The 19,871-nt window shown below is 55.3% G+C and carries 18 protein-coding genes; 14 read left to right on the plus strand and 4 right to left on the minus strand.

Translation table 11 applies throughout. The features are described 5' to 3' along the window. Nucleotides 1-28: 28 nt before the first annotated feature. The 3 genes from ACR0AW_RS18895 to ACR0AW_RS18905 form a co-directional block, all read right to left on the minus strand. Nucleotides 29-1,291, minus strand: a complete 1,263-nt coding sequence (locus ACR0AW_RS18895; RefSeq protein ID WP_480439440.1) for a TRAP transporter large permease — start codon at nucleotides 1,289-1,291, stop codon at nucleotides 29-31. A 31-nt stretch (nucleotides 1,292-1,322) separates the two neighbouring features. Further along, nucleotides 1,323-1,808, minus strand: a complete 486-nt coding sequence (locus ACR0AW_RS18900; RefSeq protein WP_170734016.1) for a TRAP transporter small permease — start codon at nucleotides 1,806-1,808, stop codon at nucleotides 1,323-1,325. Nucleotides 1,809-1,886: 78 nt separating this feature from the next. Continuing rightward, nucleotides 1,887-2,885, minus strand: coding sequence for a TRAP transporter substrate-binding protein (locus ACR0AW_RS18905; protein ID WP_170734017.1), 999 nt, complete (start codon nucleotides 2,883-2,885; stop codon nucleotides 1,887-1,889). 117 nt (nucleotides 2,886-3,002) lie between these two features. Between ACR0AW_RS18905 and ACR0AW_RS18910 the strand changes: the two genes are divergently transcribed. Then, nucleotides 3,003-3,674, plus strand: a complete 672-nt coding sequence (locus tag ACR0AW_RS18910) for a GntR family transcriptional regulator (protein ID WP_170734018.1) — start codon at nucleotides 3,003-3,005, stop codon at nucleotides 3,672-3,674. Nucleotides 3,675-4,017: 343 nt separating this feature from the next. Here ACR0AW_RS18910 and ACR0AW_RS18915 read toward each other — a convergent pair whose 3' ends face one another. Beyond that, entirely contained in the window at nucleotides 4,018-4,671 is a 654-nt protein-coding gene (locus ACR0AW_RS18915; protein ID WP_170734019.1) for a GntR family transcriptional regulator, read from the minus strand. On the opposite strand from ACR0AW_RS18915, the gene ACR0AW_RS18920 reads away from it, so the two are divergent. From ACR0AW_RS18920 to ACR0AW_RS18980, 13 genes are all read left to right on the plus strand, one after another. Continuing rightward, complete coding sequence (locus ACR0AW_RS18920) at nucleotides 4,670-5,971, plus strand: Gfo/Idh/MocA family protein (RefSeq protein WP_480439442.1); 1,302 nt, start codon at nucleotides 4,670-4,672, stop codon at nucleotides 5,969-5,971. The two genes, ACR0AW_RS18915 and ACR0AW_RS18920, sit on opposite strands and share 2 nt — an antisense overlap. A gap of 90 nt (nucleotides 5,972-6,061) precedes the next feature. Beyond that, nucleotides 6,062-7,072, plus strand: coding sequence for a TRAP transporter substrate-binding protein DctP (gene dctP / locus ACR0AW_RS18925; protein WP_170734020.1), 1,011 nt, complete (start codon nucleotides 6,062-6,064; stop codon nucleotides 7,070-7,072). A 30-nt stretch (nucleotides 7,073-7,102) separates the two neighbouring features. Beyond that, nucleotides 7,103-7,678, plus strand: a complete 576-nt coding sequence (locus ACR0AW_RS18930) for a TRAP transporter small permease subunit (protein ID WP_170734021.1) — start codon at nucleotides 7,103-7,105, stop codon at nucleotides 7,676-7,678. Continuing rightward, nucleotides 7,675-8,970: a TRAP transporter large permease gene (locus ACR0AW_RS18935; RefSeq protein ID WP_170734022.1), complete on the plus strand. Its 1,296-nt coding sequence runs from the start codon at nucleotides 7,675-7,677 to the stop codon at nucleotides 8,968-8,970. The genes ACR0AW_RS18930 and ACR0AW_RS18935 overlap by 4 nt, the downstream gene beginning before the upstream one ends. Continuing rightward, entirely contained in the window at nucleotides 8,970-10,856 is a 1,887-nt protein-coding gene (locus ACR0AW_RS18940; protein ID WP_170734023.1) for a TIM barrel protein, read from the plus strand. Before ACR0AW_RS18935 ends, ACR0AW_RS18940 begins: the two co-directional genes overlap by 1 nt. 1 nt (nucleotide 10,857) lies before the next feature. After that, complete coding sequence (locus ACR0AW_RS18945) at nucleotides 10,858-11,730, plus strand: shikimate dehydrogenase (RefSeq protein ID WP_170734024.1); 873 nt, start codon at nucleotides 10,858-10,860, stop codon at nucleotides 11,728-11,730. Next, a complete protein-coding gene (locus tag ACR0AW_RS18950; protein ID WP_170734025.1) occupies nucleotides 11,727-12,542 on the plus strand; it encodes a citryl-CoA lyase in 816 nt (271 codons plus the stop codon). The genes ACR0AW_RS18945 and ACR0AW_RS18950 overlap by 4 nt, the downstream gene beginning before the upstream one ends. Further along, the gene (locus tag ACR0AW_RS18955; RefSeq protein WP_480439445.1) at nucleotides 12,532-13,719 is read left to right on the plus strand and encodes a Gfo/Idh/MocA family protein; all 1,188 of its coding nucleotides are present in this window, start codon (nucleotides 12,532-12,534) and stop codon (nucleotides 13,717-13,719) included. The genes ACR0AW_RS18950 and ACR0AW_RS18955 overlap by 11 nt, the downstream gene beginning before the upstream one ends. Beyond that, entirely contained in the window at nucleotides 13,709-14,383 is a 675-nt protein-coding gene (locus ACR0AW_RS18960) for a hypothetical protein (RefSeq protein ID WP_170734027.1), read from the plus strand. The genes ACR0AW_RS18955 and ACR0AW_RS18960 overlap by 11 nt, the downstream gene beginning before the upstream one ends. Beyond that, the gene (locus ACR0AW_RS18965) at nucleotides 14,376-15,566 is read left to right on the plus strand and encodes a Gfo/Idh/MocA family protein (RefSeq protein WP_170734028.1); all 1,191 of its coding nucleotides are present in this window, start codon (nucleotides 14,376-14,378) and stop codon (nucleotides 15,564-15,566) included. Before ACR0AW_RS18960 ends, ACR0AW_RS18965 begins: the two co-directional genes overlap by 8 nt. 154 nt (nucleotides 15,567-15,720) lie before the next feature. Next, a complete protein-coding gene (locus ACR0AW_RS18970) occupies nucleotides 15,721-16,635 on the plus strand; it encodes a sugar phosphate isomerase/epimerase family protein (protein WP_170734053.1) in 915 nt (304 codons plus the stop codon). After that, complete coding sequence (locus ACR0AW_RS18975) at nucleotides 16,616-18,025, plus strand: aldehyde dehydrogenase family protein (RefSeq protein WP_170734029.1); 1,410 nt, start codon at nucleotides 16,616-16,618, stop codon at nucleotides 18,023-18,025. Before ACR0AW_RS18970 ends, ACR0AW_RS18975 begins: the two co-directional genes overlap by 20 nt. Further along, the gene (locus ACR0AW_RS18980) at nucleotides 18,025-19,806 is read left to right on the plus strand and encodes a thiamine pyrophosphate-binding protein (protein WP_170734030.1); all 1,782 of its coding nucleotides are present in this window, start codon (nucleotides 18,025-18,027) and stop codon (nucleotides 19,804-19,806) included. Before ACR0AW_RS18975 ends, ACR0AW_RS18980 begins: the two co-directional genes overlap by 1 nt. The last annotated feature ends 65 nt before the right edge of the window (nucleotides 19,807-19,871 follow it).

Raw genomic sequence — 19,871 nt, forward strand, 5'->3', positions numbered from 1 at the left:
TGTCTAACGTTTGAAGCTCCTCAGTCGGTCACCAAAGGGATGGCAGGGCCAAGGAAATTACGGGCACATAGGTGATGAACATCAACAAGATCAGCATGCCGACAAAGAATGGCAGGATCGCCCGGCTGAGGCTTTCGATGGAAACCTTCGAAATGCTACTGGCCACGAACAGGTTCACACCCAATGGCGGTGTGCAGAACCCAATGGCCAGGTTGACCGTCAAGATGACACCAAAAACGATCGGATCGACACCTAGCGCGGTTGCAACCGGCAGCAGGATCGGCGTCATGATGATGATCGACGAAATCGTCTCCATGAACATTCCGATCACCAACAACAGCAGATTGATCAGCAACAGGATGATGATTGGGTTGTCGGACAGGCTGGTGATCGTTGTTGCGAGCTCTGTCGGGATTCTTGCGAGCGTGATCAACCTGCCAAAGGCGGTCGCCATGATCACCAATATCAGAATGGTCCCGCTGGTCTTTGCACTGCCCGCCAAAACCTCTGGCAGGTCCTTGAGGGTGATGTCGCCATAGACGAATATGCCGATGAAAGCGGCATAGACTACGGCCACGGCACCGGCTTCGGTTGGGGTGAAGATACCGCTGTAGATGCCCCCAAGGATAATTACCGGCACCAATAGCGCCCAGATGGAAGACCGGAAGCTCTGCCAGACGCCTGGGCCTGAGAACGTAGTCGTCGATTGCTGAACAACCTCGTCCTTTCGCAGCAGAACACGAGCGACCAACATGAACATGAGGGCAAAAAGGATGCCAGGAACAACGCCTGCAAGAAACAGTTTGCCGATCGAAACCTCGGCAGTAACACCATAGATGATGAAGGGAATACTTGGCGGGATCATTACACCGATCATTCCTGAGGAGGCTGTCAATGCGCCGCTGAATTTGCGCGTATAGCCGACCTTTTCCATCTCTGGGATCATGTTCGACCCGATGGCGGCTACGGTCGCAGGAGATGAGCCGGATATGGCGGCAAAAAACACACAGGCGAGCACGTTCACATAAGCCAGCCCACCCCGGATATGACCGATCAGCGCATTGGCAAATCCAACCAGTCGGCGAGACATTCCGCCGTGTTGCATCAGGTCGCCTGCCAATATGAACAGAGGGACGGCAATTAGAGGAAAGGAGTCCGCGCCTGTTACCACCGACCGTGCCAGAAGAACCATGGGTGGTGTGCCATCTACAAAGACCATCACGATCATAGTGGCCAAGCCCAGACAGATGCCAATAGGCACGCTGAAGAGCAACAGGGCAAAGAGCGTCAAGAAAAGCGTTGTTGCAAGCATACCGGGTTCCTCACGCTTTGGTTCCTGCGATCAGACGCAGGGTTCGGAACAGATGTTGAGTGACGCGGATCGCGGACAGGCCCGCGCCAATCGGCGCCGAAGCATAAAGGATCGGAATCGGTAGCCCCAAAACGACCGAAGTCTGGCTGGCGACAAAAGGCTGTCGGATAAGCTTGATGCATTCAATTGTTAGAACGATCAGAAATCCAAGGACAAGAAGCGCGATCACAACATCCGCGTAAAGCCTTGCGCGCTCGCTTAGGACATCACGCAGGACCGTGATACCCACATGATCGCCTGTGTGGAACGCATAGCTGACGCCTAGCCAGACAAACCATACAAACAGCCAAAGCGTTAGCTCTTCGCCCCATGAAAGAGAGGCATTCAGAATGTAGCGCATGAACACATTTCCAAAGATCAACAAGACAATCGCGGCCAAAAGTGCACTGGCTAAGACCTTTTCGGCATTCATATCGATCCATTTGATAACCGACACCGTTCACCTCCCCTTGAACGAAAGGGGCACCCGAACTTTCATGGCGCGGGTGCCCGTATTGGCTGAGTAGTCTGAGGGTCAGCTTCCGCTCGCTGCGGAAACTGCCGCTACCCAGTCGTCATAGGCTTCAGCGCCAACCTCGTCGCGATACTGCAGGCGGACGCTTTCGGTTTTGTCGGCAAAGGCCTGTCGCTGCTCTGCAGTCAGTTCCAGAACCTCGACACCAGCAGCACGAATCTGTTCCAGTTGTTCCGCATCTTCGCTCGCGACCAGTTCAGCCTGATATTCACGTGCGGCGGCCATCGAGTCCCGGACCAGTTGCTGATGCTCTGCGGACAGCGATTCAAAGAACGGTTTGGAGATGACGGGCATATAGACCGCAAAGACATGGCCCGTGGTCGAAAGGTATTTCTGAACCTCGTAGAAACGCTGTGAGGTAATGATCGCCAGTGGGTTTTCCTGGCCGTCGATCACGCCTTGCTGGAGAGCAGAATAGACCTCACCAAAGTTCATTGGCGTCGGGTTGGCTCCGAGCGTTTCGAATGTCGCCACATGCGCCGGAACCTTCATGGTACGTAGCTTGACACCCTCGAGATCTGCGGGGGTTGCAACCGGACGGACATTGTTGGTCACATTGCGTATACCCAATTCAAGCCAGCCAAGACCGACCAATCCCTGGTTTTCGACCCGTGCAAGCATCCCATCACCAGCATCACCATCAAGAACATCAAAGGCGATGTCCTTGGAGGAATACATGTAAGGCAGTTCAATTACTGCAAAAGCCGGATCCCAGCCCGCGAAGAAAGAGGAAGGAGGAATGGCCATTTCCAGAACGCCGGTTTGAACACCTTCGATCATCTCGCGATCAGGGCCCATCTGCGACGAATGGAATATCTGTACGTCGATCTCACCATTCGAGCCAGCTTCGACCAGTTCTTCAAATTTCAGTAGCGCGCGATGCATATGAAACGCTTCTGCTGCGCCATGCCCAACCTTAATGACTGTTTCAGCGGATGCTGCAAAAGCAAGCCCGGCTGACATGACGACGCCAAGCGCCAATGTTGATTTCTTGAACAAGGTATCCTCCCACGGATTTAGTTATTTTCGATCTATTATCTGAGATATCAGATATAATATAGAAATCAAGCTTACATGTGCTATTGTGTTAGAGAGACGAAATAGGACGAAGTGAAAATGACCGAGATTTTGCAGATTAAGCGCCCGGATTCGTTGAGTAAAACTGCTGAAGAGCATATCCGAAAAGGCATAATCAATGGCACGTTTCAATTGGGTGAATCGTTGCCGGAAGTGAAGCTTTCAAATGCCATGGGCATCAGCAAAACTCCGATTCGCGAAGCGCTATCGGCATTGAACCTTCAGGGGCTCGTTCAGATATTTCCTCATCGAGGAGCCTTTGTATTCTCTCTTTCTCAAGAGGACGTGGTGCAGCTTTGCCAGTATCGGCTCATCCTAGAATCCGCAGCTTTGGAGCAGTCGCTTGAAAAGAACCCTTCGGTTCTGATCAATGAGCTGGCTACAATTGTTTCTAAGATGTCAGAAGCGCAGGAAGCGGATGAATTCGAGCAGTACTTGGAACTTGACGCCGAGTTTCACGACGCGTTTTTCAGGTCCTGCGGAAACAGTTACCTGCGGGATGGATATCAAAAAGTCAGTGATATCGTCCAAACTATGCGGACACATCTGTCCAAGCGTTCCAATCGAACGAAGAAATCTTTCAAGGAACATCAAGCGATCACATCGCTATTGGGCGAGAGTAAAGTAAAAGCAGCAACGAACACCCTCAAACGTCAAATCACTCGCGGTGAGCGTTCTTATTCCGATTTGGTTGGTCTGAAGCAAGCATAAGTATCCTGCCATCTGAACACTGTGCCAATAGAAAGCGCATTTGGCGGCAACTGGAGGCTTTCCAGTCTCCTGTATCAGGCCTTTAACATCCAGTGGTTACGAGACCTGCCATTTGAGGCGAAGGCCGTCGATAGAACTACTTTTGCTAAGTTACAAAACCCCGCCAATTTCATGGCGCCGGTTAGCGCTTTAACCTCTGTCCAAACGGCTCCCTGGTACAGCGGGGTTCGGGTGTTGAATGATAAGTTTGCGAAATTCGCCTAGTAAGCACAGTAATTTAACTTACCTTTCAGGTCCCGCGTCGCTGATCCAGGTGTTAGAGACAGGCGGTAACCACGGCGAGCTACATAGCTTCCAGCGTATGTGCGAGACCGTTTCGGATGTGATCTTCCAACAGTTTCTTGGCCGTGTCGGCGTCTCTGGCCAGTGCTGCATCGAACATGCCCTTGTGCTCCTTGACGGCCTCTTCGCCGCGATACGTTAGTACGAGCATCTGGTACCGCAGGTACTTGTCGTAGATGATCGAGTGCAGAGACAGAAGGTTATTGGAGTTGCAGGCCGCGATCATCGCTTGGTGAAACTCCCAATCATATCGTTTCCAGGTTTCTTTCTCAGACTCGTCGCCCTTGAGAAGCTGCTGTTCCATCAGGTGCAGTTTGTGGTGTGCGGCAACAAGGTTGCCTTCCCAGTCCGTGTCGCCATTCGCAATGGATAACTCCAAAGCGTGGCATTCCAACAGGACCCGCAGCTCTGAAATCTCGGTTAGGTCTTCTCGTGAGACTGGCGTGACCAGGAAACCCCGTTGCTCGGGAGCTTCGACAAATCCATCGCTGGCGAGCCTGTTTAGCGTTTCACGAAGTGTCGAAAGGCTTGCCGAGTAGCGTTCCTTCAAGGCGTCCAGCTTCAGTTTGGAGCCGGGCTGCAGCTCCCCGAAGATGATGTCCCGCTTGATGCGCTGATAGGTGCTTGCACCTATCGTAGACGGCTGTTTCGCCATGCGTTTCACCCGATATTATCAGTTTCCTCGTTCAATTAGCATTTTTCAGAGACATCAGCAATCCAAACTGATGTATGGTAAAAATAAAAATATCATACATTATTGCGGAATCGCGAAAACCCCAATACGGTCGTGGCCAAGTTGGGCAAAGCAGCCCGATCGCAATCATCGGTTTCGGGATTTTCCGGACCCTCCGGAAGGAAGCAAAGTGTCTAAGAACTTTCGCATTGCCATTGTCGGCATTGGCCTTGTTGGACGCCGCCACGCAGACGCTATCCGAGCGTTGCGCCATGTTGATCTCGTCGCGGTGGTCGACCCCAGCGATGAAGGCCGTGCTTACGCCGTTGAGCATGGGGTCGCATGTTACGAAACCCTCGAGGAAATGTTAGCAAATCAGACGCCAGACGGAGCTGTTCTGGCGACTCCGACCACGCTTCATGTCGAGCAAGGCCTCACGTGTGTTCGACATGGTTGTCCCGTTCTTGTCGAAAAGCCGATCGCCGTGGAAGCCACCGCTGCACTCGAGCTTGTTCAAGCAGCGGAGAAGGCCAATGTGCCACTGATGGTCGGACATCATCGTCGACACAATCCTCTGATCCGGTCGGCTAAGGAAGCCATTGTCGATGGGAAGATTGGAAATGTGCGCGCTGTCCATGCGAATTGCTGGTTCTATAAGCCAGACGAGTATTTTGATGCTGCGCCTTGGAGAAAGAAACCCGGTGCAGGGCCCATCTCGGTCAATCTTGTCCACGATGTTGATCTGCTTCGGTACTTGGCCGGAGAAGTCATGACCGTACAGGCGCAGTCGGCTTCATCGCAGCGGGGTTACGACAACGAAGATGTCGCCGGCGCGCTGTTGACGTTTGAAAGTGGGGCGATCGGGACCATAAGTGTGTCCGACAGCATCGTCGCTCCGTGGAGCTGGGAGATGACGTCTCAGGAATATCCAATCTATCCGTCGACCACTGAGAGTAGTTACATGATCGGTGGCTCTCATGGTTCGTTATCCGTTCCCGATCTTCGCCTGTGGAGTTACCAGAGAGAGCAAAGGGATTGGTGGACGCCAATCACATCAACCGCGCTGAAAAAGGGTGCGTCTGACCCTCTGGTCAATCAGCTTAGGCACTTTGTTGAAGTTGCTCGGCGCAAAGCAGATCCGATTGTGTCGGGATGGGAAGGTTTTAGAACGCTTCAAGTTATTGAAGCTATTCAGAAATCCTGCAGGACTGGCGAAACCGTCAGGATAAGAAACCTTCAGGAAACGCAGCAGCAGAGATTGCAGGTAATAAAAAATATCTGATATTTTGTAAAACATCTTGCAAAATGCCTAAAATAGGTCAAAACTCTGAATCGCAAAAAGAAGCATCATGATGTCTCAGGGAGGAGCAAAGTGATTACCAAACTTACCCGCCGGGCTGCTGTATCAGCCCTGGTTGCAACCGGTGTTCTGTTTAGCGCGACAAGCGGTGCGCTGGCAGACGACAAAGTCCAACTTCGCCTCGCAACATCAGGATCGGAGACTGACCAACGCTCGGTCGCCATGGCCGAGGTTTTCGCGCCCATGGTCGCTGATTTCGCAAGTTATGAGCCCAGCTACAACGGCACGATCTTCGCGCAAGGCACTGAGCTGGACGCTATCAGTCGCGGCAATCTGGAGATGTCGATCACCTCGGCGCAGGAGCTGGCACAGTTCTTCCCCGAGTTTTCGATCTTTACCGCAGGCTATGTCCACCAGGACGCCGCGCATCAGGTGGCTGTCTTCAACGATCCCTTGATGGATGCCTTCAAGCAAAAGGCCGAAGAAGAACTGGGCGTCAAACTACTGTCGGTCATGTATCTGGGCCGTCGTCAGGTGAACCTGCGCCAACCTAAGGATGAACTGACCGTCAGCACTCCGGCTGATCTGGAGGGTGTGAACCTGCGGATGCCGGGCACCGATGCGTGGCAGTTCCTTGGCAAAGCGCTGGGTGCCGCCCCGACACCAATGGCGTTCTCAGAGGTTTACACAGCTCTGTCGACCGGTGCCGTTGACGGTCAGGACAACCCATTGCCGACCGTGGTAGATGCCAAATTCTACGAAGTGACCAATCAGATCATCCTGACATCGCACCTGGTTGACTTGAACTACATCGCCATCGGTAAAGAGGTTTGGGACGGGCTGACACCGGAACAGCAGGCTAAGGTTCAGGAAGCTGCGGATGCTGCGGCCGAATCCGGTCGCCAGAAGCAGCTTCAGAAAGAAGAGGACCTTGTCAGCTTCCTCAAGGAGCAGGGCATGGAGGTCTACGAGCCTGACCTGGCGGCGTTCCGCGATCAGGTACAGTCGATGTATCTGGAAAGTGAATTCGCCGGATCATGGCCCGACGGTGTACTTGAGCAGATCAATGCTCTGGGCAACTAAAGTCGTCTGAAGAAGGGAGGGAGAACCACGATGAATGGCTTCATAAAGGGGTTCTCCCGACTGACCGAAGCGATTGCCGGTGGGATGCTGGCGGCAATCTTCCTAATCTTCCTTCTGCAAATTCATCTGCGGTACTTCTTTACCCCCGCCGGTTGGACACTTGAACTGATAGGCATCCTCTGGGTCTGGGTGATCTTTTTTAGCTGCGCGTTCATCGTGCGCGAGAGAGATCACGTGAAGTTCGACATCATCTATCTTTCGGTGCCGATGCGCGTTCGTCAGGTCTTTGCGATGCTGGCGGCTGCGGCGATTGTGGTCGGGATGCTCTACAGTTTCCTGCCGACGTGGGACTACATCGACTGGATAAAAATCCGCAAAACCTCGACTGTGCGCAATCCGTTCTCTGGTGAGAAGATACCGCTGCGCACCGTGTTCTCGATCTATGCTGTCTTCATGCTGGTCGTGGCCGCACGCTATGGCTGGCTGTTCTTCGATATCATGCGCAACGGCCCGCCCAAAACCGAACTTGAAATGGTCGTGGGATTTAACGTGGTCGACGATCACCCCCGGGTCGACGGTGAAGACGACGAGGACGCAGACAAATGAGTTTTGAACTTCTTTCCTGCCTGCTCGCTCTTTTTCTTCTGGCAGGCATCGGGACACCTATCGGCTATTCCATACTTTTGGCCTCATTAGTGTACCTGGGCACGGCCGGATTGGACGTCGCCCTCGCGGGTGAGAAGATCCTGCAAGGCTTCTACAAAAGCACGATTCTGCTTGCCGTGCCTTTGTTCATCGTCGCCGCGAACATAATGAACGCGGGGTCGATCACGGACCGGCTGCTGAACTTCTGTGTTGCTGCGGTCGGGCGGTTCAAGGGCGGCCTCGGGCACGTCAACGTGGTAGCGTCTCTGATCTTTTCGGGTATGTCCGGGTCGGCCGTCGCGGATGCAGCAGGGATCGGTAAAATCATCATTGAGATGATGACCAAGGATGGCCGCTACAGCCGAGGCTACGCAGCGGCGATCACGGCGGCGTCGGCAACGATCGGGCCCATTATTCCGCCCTCCATCCCGATGGTTTTGTACGCGCTCGTTTCCAAGGCCTCCATCGGGTCTCTTTTCCTGGCCGGTATTCTGCCAGGCCTGATCATGGGCGTCGTCCTAATGGCGATGAACTACTATCTGGCTGGAAAGCGGAACTTTGCATTGGAAGAACCTGTTCCGCTGCGCGAGTTGCCAGCTAAAACCGCCAACGCGTTCCCGGCACTGCTGATGCCCGCAATTCTGCTGTACGGCATATATGGCGGCGTCACCACCCCGACCGAGGCTGCCGCCGTAGCTGCATTCTACGCCTTGCTACTGGCAGCATTGTTCTACCGCGCGCTGACCTTCCGTGGCCTCTATCAGGTCTTCGTCGACAGTGCCCGTTCGTCGGCGGCCGTTGGGGTTGTCATTGGTGGCGCGTTCATTCTGAACTTCATCGTCATTCAGGAGCAAATCCCTCAGACGATCTCGGCACTGCTGGAGGGTTCGGATGTCAGCCCGATTGTGTTCCTGATCCTCGTAAATCTGCTGATCCTCGCGCTGGGTTGCGTGTTGGACGCGACAACGATCATTCTTGTGATCGTGCCCCTGTTCATTCCAACCTGCGAAGCGCTTGGGATTGATCTGGTGCATTTCGGGGTGCTGGTCGTCGTGAACTCGATGATTGGTCTGATTACGCCGCCCTATGGAATTCTGCTCTTTGTGATCAACGCCGTGACGGACATTCCGCTGCGTGAAATCATCTCGGAAATCTGGGCCTTCCTGGCGGTGCTCATCTTCGCCCTCATGATCATGATGCTGATGCCGGATCTGGTCCTGTGGTTGCCGCGTATGTTTGGATATCAGGGATAATGTGCCTCTCGGTTTCGACAACGTCGATCCCCGGTGATCTGGCCGAAAAACTGAGTGCTATCGCTGACGCAGGGTTCGGAGGTGTCGAATTACACGAACCGGATTTGACCGCTTTTGATGGGCCGCCATCGCAAATTCGGAACATTGCATCAGATCTCGGCCTTCAGATTTGCCTGCTGCAACCCTTCCATAACCTTGAAGGCCAGTCCGGCGGTGGACGAGAGCGCGCCTTTGATCGGCTGAAACGCAAACTCGACCTGATGAGCGAGTTGGGTACGGAATTGCTGCTTATCGGGTCTGCCTTCGAGGTCGATGTCGACGTGACCGAAGAACAGGTAATCGCAGATCTTGGCGAAGCGACCGAGATCGCGAAAGAGATGGGGTTGCGTCTGGCCTATATGGGCTTGCCATGGTCGAACCTTATTCCTTCGGATAAGCAGGCGCTAGGCATCGTTGAAGCAATCGACAGCCCTCATTTGGGGTTGGCTTTGAATTCCTTCTTCTCGCTCGCTGACGGGTCCAAACCCGCCCGCCTTCGGGACATTCCCGGCGAGCGGCTGTTCCATGTGCAACTGTCCGATGCGCCCCGGCTTGAGATGGATATACGTCGGCTCAAACGGCACTTTGGGCTTCTGCCGGGGCTTGGGTCGCTGAACCTTGCGGGCTTTGTGCGCGTGCTTGCCCGCGCCGGATACAAAGGGCCTTGGTCGGTTGCACGCGTCAACGAAGCAGCTCCTCAACCCGGTGGCCGGACACTGGCTCGAGACAGCTACAGGTCGCTGGTGAACCTCCTGGATGAGGTATCCCGGACCGAGCCGGGAACCGATTTCGGCATCCCGGACCTGCCGGAACGCGTCTATGCGTCAGGCTTCGAATTCGTCGAATTTACAGCCGACGAAACAAGCGGCGCGCAGCTGGCAGATATGCTGTCAGCAATGTGTTTTCGAATGGAGCGAAAACACGTTACCAAATCCGTCGAACTGTGGCGGCAGGGCGCGATAAACATCGTTGTGAATACCGAGAAGGAAGGTTTTGCCCATTCGGCGTTCCTGGGTCACGGCCCCTCCGTTTGTGACATGGGGTTGCGTGTCAGGGATGCGGATCAGACGGTTCAGCGGGCGACCGCGTTGGGCGCGCCGAATTTCTCGCAGCCAGTAGGGACCGGGGAACTGGACATCCCGGCCATCCGAGGTGTTGGTGGCAATGTTGTCCATTTCATAGATGAGAAATCCGATCTGCATCGGGTTTGGGACATCGAGTTCGAGCCAGTCGCCAAGACCAAAGCAAGCCAGCCCGCCGGTCTGCGCCGCATCGACCATCTGGCACAGACGATGCGTAACGATGAGATGCAAAGCTGGCTGCTCTATTACATTTCGACTTTTGAGATGGCGAAATCCCCGATCTTGAACGTTGCCGACCCGTCGGGTGTTGTGCAAAGCCAAGCCATCGAAAGCCCCGAAGGCGAAGTGCGTTTAAACCTGAATGGTGCAGTTGGGCGTCGAACACTGGCGGCTTCATTCCTTGAAGACGGTTTTGGTGCCGGTGTTCAGCACATCGCCTTCCAGTCGGACGACATTTTTGAAACCTCAGCCCAATTGCGGAAGTCCGGTTTTCCCAGCCTTTCCATCCCAGAAAACTACTACGCTGATCTGCAAGCGACATTCGGGTTAAGTGAGGAGCTGATCGCCCAAATGCGCAGGGATAACATACTCTACGATCAGGCGGCGGGTGCCGAGTACTTTCAGATCTACAGTCGACCTATCTTTAACGGCTTTTTCTTTGAAATTGTTGAGCGCCGAACTGGTTACGCCGGCTATGGCGCGCGTAACGCTGCGTTTCGATTAGCGGCGCAAACGCGACACCACGTGGCGGAAGGAACAACCTAATATGAAGGCCGCACTAATCGGACAAGCGATTTCTGGCTCCATGACGCCTGAGATGCACGAGGCGGAGAGCCGGGCGCAGGGTATCGATCTGAGCTACGGTAGGATCGACACGGAAAAAGAGCCATTTCGTGGAATGTCGGTCGCTGATTTACTGCATTATTCCATTGAATTAGGCTGTGCGGCGGTCAACGTGACACACCCCTACAAAGCGTCGGTCATTGATCATCTTGATGAGCTTTCCAAGACTGCTGAGGAACTTCAAGCTGTCAACGCGGTAGTTTTTCGTGACGACCGAATGGTTGGCCACAACACCGATTACATAGGATTCCACAGTGCCTTCGGAGATTTTTTGGGATCATCGAAGACTGAAACGGTTCTCATGTTTGGTGCTGGTGGCGCGGGCAGTGCAGTCTCTTTGGCTTTGCTTGATTCAGGTGTTCGAGATCTGGAGATCATCGATCCTGACTTCCAACGAACGCAGGCGCTGGTCAGTCGACTAAAGGTCTTGCGCCCTCGTTCAAAGCTTCAGGGTTCCCCCTCGATTTCGTTGGAACGGGTCAAATTTGTGGACGGAGTGGTCAACGCGACACCGCTCGGGATGGATAAGTACCCAGGGTCGGTAATTGATCCATCATTGTTGCGGCCGGATGCTTGGGTGGCAGATATAGTATATTTCCCGCTTGAGACACACCTTCTGAGCAGCGCCCGCACAACTGGGTTAAAAGTGATGAATGGTGCTGGAATGGCAGTTCATCAGGCTGCAGCGTCTTTTGAGATCTTCACCGGCTGCACCGCCTCAATCAGCCGTCTTCAAAGCGTTTTCGATTCACTTCGTCAGCAGCGCATGCGCGAGTTTAGAGGTGCAACGGCATGACAAACGACGAGCAAGTCATCCGTCAATGGTGGCGCACATCCATCATCGACATGAAACCCGGAAAGATCGCTTTTCGCGGCCATCCTATTGAGGACCTGATCGGAAACGTATCTTTCCCACAGATGATCTGGCTGATGGCGCGGGGCGATCTGCCCAGCGACGCTCAAGCGCGCCTGTTCGAGGCTGCTTTGGTCGCAGGCGTGGATCACGGTCCGCAGGCTCCCTCGATTGCGGCTGCGCGTATGGCCGCCACCTGCGGGGTAGGTCTCAATAATGCGATGGCGACTGCGGTGAACATGCTGGGCGACGTGCACGGCGGGGCAGGAGAGCAGTGTGCAGAGCTTTACTATGATATCGCAGTCCGCATGGATGCGGGAACTTCGCTGAATGACGCTGTTCGGGATGGCTTGGACGTTTGGCGCGAGACCTACGGCAAGATCGTATCGGGCTTTGGTCACAGGTTTCACAAGCCTGTCGACCCACGCGCGCCACGATTGTTGCAACTTGTTCGTGATGCGGCGGCAGAAGGCACAGTTTCTGGCCGGTTTGCCGATATCGGAGAAGAGGTTCAAGCCGAACTCGGTCGTCAACGAGGCGGTCGGCCAATTGCCATGAATATTGACGGCGCGACAACTGTGATCTTCTGCGAACTTGGCTTTCCTGCGCCCTTGTCACGAGGGCTGTTCTGCCTGTCCCGTTCGGTCGGAATACTCGCCCACGCTTGGGAACAGATGAACCAGGGTGGCCGCAACAAAGGGCCGATGCCCCCGAATTACTTACCCCTCTACGAAGACAGGAATGATGACACGTGAGACATCGAAATCCTTCCGGGTCGGCCTTATTGGCTGTGGTCGTATCAGTGATATTTACCTAAAGACACTATCCAAATTTTCGAGCGTCGAAGTCGTGGCTTGTGCAAGCCTTGATCCTTCGGAAAGCCGCGCCAAAGCGGATCAATACGGTGTCGCCCAGGCCTGCACGCCAGATGAAGTGTTTGACGATCCGACGATTGACTGCGTTCTGAATCTGACAATACCGGCGGCGCATGCCGAAATCAGCCTGCGCGCGCTGGAGTCGGGGAAACACGTCTATTCCGAAAAGCCACTGGTCATGAACCGAACGGATGGCAAGGCGATCCTGCACATGGCCTCTGAAAAGGGGTTGCTGGTCGGTTGCGCACCCGACACATTTCTGGGCGGTCGCTGGCAGACCGTTCGGCGCTTGATCGACGAGGGTACCATTGGCAAACCAACAGGGGTTTTTGCCCATGTCGGTACCCACGGGACGGAGCGCCACCATCCTAACCCGGACTTCTACTATCAGGCGGGTGGTGGGCCTTTGCTGGACCTTGGACCATACTACCTGACCGCGATGATCTGCTGTCTTGGACCAATTGACCGTGTCGCCGGAATGGCGCGGCGGACATTTGACCAGCGGATGATCGAAAACGGTCCGCGCAACGGAGAGTGGATGAATGTCGAGGTCGACACGCACTCCCTGAGCCTGCTGCAGTTCTCGTCCGGTGCCATCGGGTCAATGACTATGAGTTTCGACGTTTGGGACAGCGAAACGCCGCGGTTCGAGATCTATGGTGAATACGGCACCATCAGCATCCCTGATCCTGACCCGGTTCATGGGGCCAATATCTTTCAAGGAGATGTCTGGTTGAAGACACGGGAGACCTCGCGCTGGGCTCATCAACCTCGTCCAACCGGTCGCGAAGACTGGCAGGTGGTCGAAAACAAACATGGGTTTAACGAAGACAGCCGTGGCCTCGGCCTATTGGACCTGGCTCTGGCGGCACAAGAAGGACGCCAACCCCGCGCGAGTGGAGCGGTTGCCTACCATGTGTTCGAGGTCATGGACGCGATTGAACGGGCGCCGAAATTTGGTGCTTACCAGACAATAGAAAGCCGTTGCGAAGCACCGGAACTTCTGCCGGTCGATTTCCTGAACGATGAGAGAAAGGAGTTGGCGCATGCCGATTGAGACACTCGACTTTGCGCAGCCATTCTTTCGCGTTCAGCACATAACCGATGAAGACAGAATATCTGTCGAGGGTCGTGCAATTGTTTTGAACCTTGGGGGACGAGACCTTTCGGTCGTGGATCAGACCGTTGCACCGCTTTCGTCTGTCATCGTGCAAGACAGCACGCTTAACAGCGTAGAACGCGCGGTAATTGTCTACGGTTTCGACGCCCATGGTGATGACAATAAGCTGTTCGCATGGGTGAAAGATACGTGGCCATCTGCTTTTGATGTTCGCCAAGAGGAGCGTCTGCGCGGTGTCAGCCATTACATGTCGCCGAAGGTTTTCGTGGGTAACGTCGGACTGACGATGTACCACTCGGGCTCGGTTCCGCTGAATGTCGGTTTGCACAAGGATCATCCGTTCTGTCCGGTGCCGGGGTTCCGCGAAGTGCATACGCAAATTGTTGGCTTCGGTAAAATGCAGCAATGTCGTGAACGGGACGTTGAGACGCTCTATCTCGAAGAATTTATGGCGCCGGGCACGACGCACAAGCCGATGTATGACGCCGAAGGCAACTATCCCTGGCATCAGTACGAGACGATTACCCCAAGCATATTCATGGCGGTGGAAATGCTGCCCGAGGGCGCACGGGTCCTGGAAATGGAGGTTCAGAATGGCTGAGAGGCTTCTACCTGAAAACCTGAACTTCGACGGTCCCTTTCCGCGCTTGTCTCGCCGTTTGCGGCTGGGCGTTGTTGGAGGTGGACGGATCTCGGTCACGCAAGCAACGGCTGCGCGGATGACCGACCGGTGGGAGGTCGCGGCTGGCGCGCTCAGTTCCAACGCCGAGCGCAGCAAGGCGCGGGGGGCCGAGTGGTATCTGCCAGCGGACAGGTGTTATGCTTCGTTCGAGGAGATGGCACAGGCCGAGGCGGCGCGCCCGGATTGCGTAGATGCCGTAATGATCACTACTCCGAACCACGTTCATTTCGACGCGGCCAAGGTATTTCTGGAAGCAGGCATTGATGTGCTGTGCGACAAGCCGCTGACCAATGAAGTCGCCGAGGCAGAGGGGCTTGAGGAGATCACCGCGCGCGCAGGGCAGGTTTTTGCCGTAGGTTATGCGATGTCGTGTTTTCCGGTCATCCGTCAAGCCAAACAAATCGTGGCGGAAGGCGGCATCGGCAAGATCAACCAAATCCATGTCGAGTTCATGCAAGACTGGATGACGCCCGAAGATGTGGCTGATGCGCCTCATGTCAAATGGCGGCTGGATCCAAAGATTTCTGGCCCGACCAGTTGTGTCGGCGATATCGGCACCCATGCCGCGCATCTTGCTAGTTTTGTCTCGGGCCTGCCGATGACCGACCTGAGAGCCGAGTTTCATGTCTGCGGTGCGCCAAAGCCTTTGGAAGACACAGTTTTCATGTTCACCCGTTACCAAAATGAAGTTCCAGGAACCCTGATGGCGACGCGCCTTGCCCCAGGAAATCGGGGTGGGTTGCGGTTGCGGATATTCGGTAGCGAAGGAGGCCTCGAGTGGGACTTGGAGAATTCGGAACAGCTGAAGTTCAATCGGTTTAGTGAGCCGGATCGTATCATCAGCCGAGGTCACGGGCACGGCGTTGGCCCCAACGCGGAACGCCTGATCCGGACCGCGCGCGGCTTCCCCGAAGGGATTATTGAAGCCTGGGCCAACCTCTATACGGAATTTGCCATGGCCGTAGCCGCGCGTCGGGATGGCGTTACCGTTCCGGCCGATTGGCTTGCTTATCCCAGTGTCGAACAAGGTGCAGACGGTGTCCGATTCATTGAAGCCTCTGTGCGCTCTCACCAGTCCGGAGGGGAATGGGTCACTCTCTAAGGCTCTGCCAACACGAATTTAAATCACGCCCGGGCAATGGCCCGGGCGATTTGCTTTCCTACCTGGTATTGAGAGTTGATATTTTAAAAAATATCAGATATTTTTTACTACGTGTGATGATTTTGAGATTCGCAGACACGTGGAGCTGTCGTTCATGGTGAAACCCGAAGAGGCTGGCGCAAGCCCCTCTCTCTATTCCTTGGCGCATCTGACGCTGATTGGCTGTACGCCGCCCGAGCTGGTCTATATCGCCGCGCGGGCCGGGTACGATGCCGTCAGCCCCCGATTTATTCCGATGCATGTGCCCGGTGAATTCACTCAATCTCCAAACGACAAGGCACAGGTGCAAGCCACCAAAACTGCTCTCTCTACCACTGGCTTGAAAGTCCTCGATGTCGAACTTGCGCGCATCACGGAAGACGTCGATCCGCGCAGTTTTGAACCTTCTCTTGAGATCGGTGGGGAATTGGGCGCTAAACGCATAATCATGAGCGCGTGGACCAATACCCGCGATGATCGTGACTTCCTGATCGACGTCTATTCTGAAACCTGCGAACTGGCCGCGCCCTACGGGCTAACAGTGGACCTGGAGTTCCCAAGTTTTTCTCGCTTGCGCACTCTGGATGAGGCATTGGATATTGTCCGTGCCTCCGATCAGCCGAATGGCGGAATTCTGGTCGATACGCTTTATCTGCACCTCAGTCGCGTTGATCTCGGAGAGCTTCTGCACGTCCCCTCGGAGTTGTTTCACTTCCTGCATATCTCCGATTGCCTACCCGGCATCGCCGATACGCGAGAGGGCATGATCCAACTGGCCCGCGATGCGCGGCTGTATCCCGGCGAAGGTTGGATCGATTTCACCGGCATCATCGAACGGATGCCACCCGTCGACTATTCCATCGAACTGCCCAACCAAAGCCGCGTTGCCGAGTTGGGATATGAAGAACACGCGCGTCGCTGTCTCAGCCACGCCAAGCGAACATTCGGCGAGGCGCAGTCACAGCGTCGTATGCCCGATGCAGCAATTCCAAAACACCAAGAGGATCATTATGGGCAAAGAGCTCACTGAAAACGACCGCAACATGGCGGCCGATATGCTGGCACGCGCCCGCGCTGCCATGGCCGAGATCGAGGATTGGAATCAGGACAGGCTGGACCGCCTGTCTCAGGCAATTGCGTGGTATGCGGGTAATGAGAAAACCTTCACGCGTTTGGCTCAACAAGGCGTGGACGAGAGCGGCATCGGAGATCGCGCAGGGCGCCCTGCGAAGCGATTCAAGATTCACATGGTGCTGCGAGACGTCTTGCGTACGCCCTCGACGGGGATCGTCGAAGTCGACGAAGAAAAGGGGCTCGTGAAATATGCCAAACCTGCCGGTGTGATCGCCTCCCTGATCCCGATGACCAACCCGGCGATGACGCCACCGGTGACCGGCGTGTCCGCCGCAAACGCACGGAATGCGGTCATCTTCAGCCCGCACCCGCGAACCGCCCATACCACCTTCGAAATGGTCGAGGTTATGCGAGCAGCTTGTCGTGCTGCCGGTGCCCCCGAGGACTTGTTCCAATCCATTCGCAAACCGTCGATCCCATTGACGCAACATCTGATGGAGATCTGCGACCTGACTTTGGCGACGGGTGGCAAACCCATGGTCAAAGCGGCGTACAGTTCTGGGCGCCCGGCCTATGGCGTCGGCGCGGGCAATTCGTCCATCGTCATCGATGAAACCGCCGATCTGGACATCGCCGCGCAGAATACGCGTATTTCAAAGACCTCTGATTTTGGGTCCGGTTGCTCAGCCGATGGCAACATCATCATCCAGCGCTCAGTTTACGATGATATGGTCAAGGCACTTCAAGCCGAGGGCGGCTACCTGTGTTCGGATGAAGAGAAGGCCATGCTCGAAGCGGCCATGTGGGACGAAAAGGGCAACCGTACGTTTCCGACCATCGCTTGTCCGCCGCAGCAAACGGCCAAGGTCGCCGGTTTTAGCATCCCCGAAGATCGCAAGTTTCTGATGGTTGAAAATCAGGGGCAAATCGGCCCGCAGCACAAGTTCTCTAAGGAGAAACTGACCACTCTGATGGCGCTTTATCACTTCGACACGTTCGATGACGCGCTGGAAACGGTCAGCCAGATCTACAACACCGGGGGCAAAGGTCACTCCTGCGGCATCTACAGCCACAATGACGATCACATCGACCGGTTGGCGCGTCTGGCTCCGGTCAGCCGTATGATGGTGCGACAGCCTCAATCCAAGGCCAATGCGGGTGCCTGGACAAATGGCATGCCTATGACCAGCAGCCTGGGCTGCGGCATCTGGGGCGGCAACATCACCAACGAAAACGTCACCATGAAACACATGATGAACTACACTTGGGTCAGCCGTCCGATCCCTGAGGATCGCCCCTCGGAGCCGGACCTGTTCGGTGAGTTCTACGGACAGGAGGTCGCGTGATGGACGTAGCGAAACTGGACGGCAAAACCGTTGCCGAACATATCGTTGACTTTCTCGAACGCCGTGAGGTCAAGCACGTTTTCGGCCTGTGCGGGCACACGAACATTGCGGTTCTAGCTGCGCTGGCGGAAAGTCCCATCGATTTCGTCACAGTACGACACGAACAAATCGCCAGCCACGCGGCGGATGCATATGCCCGCGTGACGGGCAAGGCCTCGGTGGTGCTGTCCCATCTCTCCCCGGGGCTGACCAATTGCGCCACCGGGGTCGCCAACGCCGCACTGGACTGTATCCCGATGGTCGTGATCGCGGGTGACATTCCCACGCATTACTACGGTAAACATCCGCATCAGGAAGTGAACCTGCATGCAGACGCAGCCCAATGGGAGATTTACCGACCCTTCGTGAAGCGCGCTTGGCGCGTGGATCGCGCCGACCTGATGGCCGAGATTCTGGAAAAGGCGTTTCATCTCGCTGAAAGCGGCCAGCCCGGGCCGGTACTGGTCAATGTCCCCATGGACATCTTTTCAGAGGTGATCCCCTCGGACAGTTTCGACCGTATCCGCGACAACACGCGCGCGCTCAAGAAACCGTCGATTGACGATGAAACAGCGGGAGAGATTGTCGAAGCGTTGGCTAAAGCCGAAAACCCAGTCGCTTATGTCGGGGGTGGTATTCTTCTGGCACAGGCCAGCGAGGAGTTGCGAGAATTTGTTGAACATATGGGCCTTCCAGTCGCGCATTCCCTGATGGGTAAAGGCGCGTTGCGAGACGACCATCCGCTTGTACTGGGAATGACCGGGTTTTGGGGCACCGAATTGGTCAACCAGTCCTGCTTGAATGCGGACTACATCTTTGCGCTGGGAACCCGGTTCAAAGAGGCCGATTGCTCTAGCTGGTACCCCGGCTATACCTTCAATATTCCCGGTTCCAAGGTCATTCACATCGACATCGAACCGCAGGAGATTGGTCGGAACTATCCCACCGAGATCGGAGTCGTTGCTGACGCCAAGGCCGCATTGCGCGTCCTCAACCGGGTCGCCCGCGAGATGTATCCGGACGGCTTCAAACGCCCCGCGCTGGAACAGAAGATCGCCGACTTCCGAACGGATTTCAAAGCGCGCAACGTGGAAATGGCGACCTCATCGGCCTTTCCGATGATGCCCGAGCGCATTTTGGCAGATACCCGCAAGGCACTGCCTGAGGATGCCATCATCACTACGGACGTTGGCTGGAACAAGAACGGTGTTGGGCAACAGTTCGATATCCTGACGCCCGGTTCGATCCTGACTCCGGGCGGGTTCGCGACTATGGGGTTTGGCCCTCCGGGCGCGATCGGTGCGAAACTGGCAGCACCAGATCGCGTGGTGATCAGTCTGGTTGGCGATGGCGGTTTCGGTCAGAACCCATCAATGCTGGCAACGGCCGTCGAACTTGATCTGGGCATCATCTGGCTGGTTATGAACAACAACGCCTTCGGAACTATCGCAGGTCTGCAAAAGGCGCATTATGGTCTGACATACGGGACTACGTTCCCTGGATCAGCTGAAGCTCCCGCAAACGGACCGGGTTATGCAGACATCGCACGAGCCTACGGTGCTGAAGGGCACAGGCTCAGTGCTGCTGATGAATTGTTGCCGGCATTGGAAGCGGCAATCGCCAGCGGCAAACCAACTGTCCTTGATGTCCCGATGATCAACAATCCGACGCCAACTACCGGGCATTGGAACATCCTCGACATCTATTCGCCAGACAGGGATGTTTCGCACGTCGCAACCTGACGTAGTTTAGAATTTGGGCGTACTTCTACGCGTAAGGCACTTGCCTATGTTTGCAAAACAGAACG

The sequence above is a fragment of the Ruegeria sp. C5 genome (genome assembly GCF_056537605.1).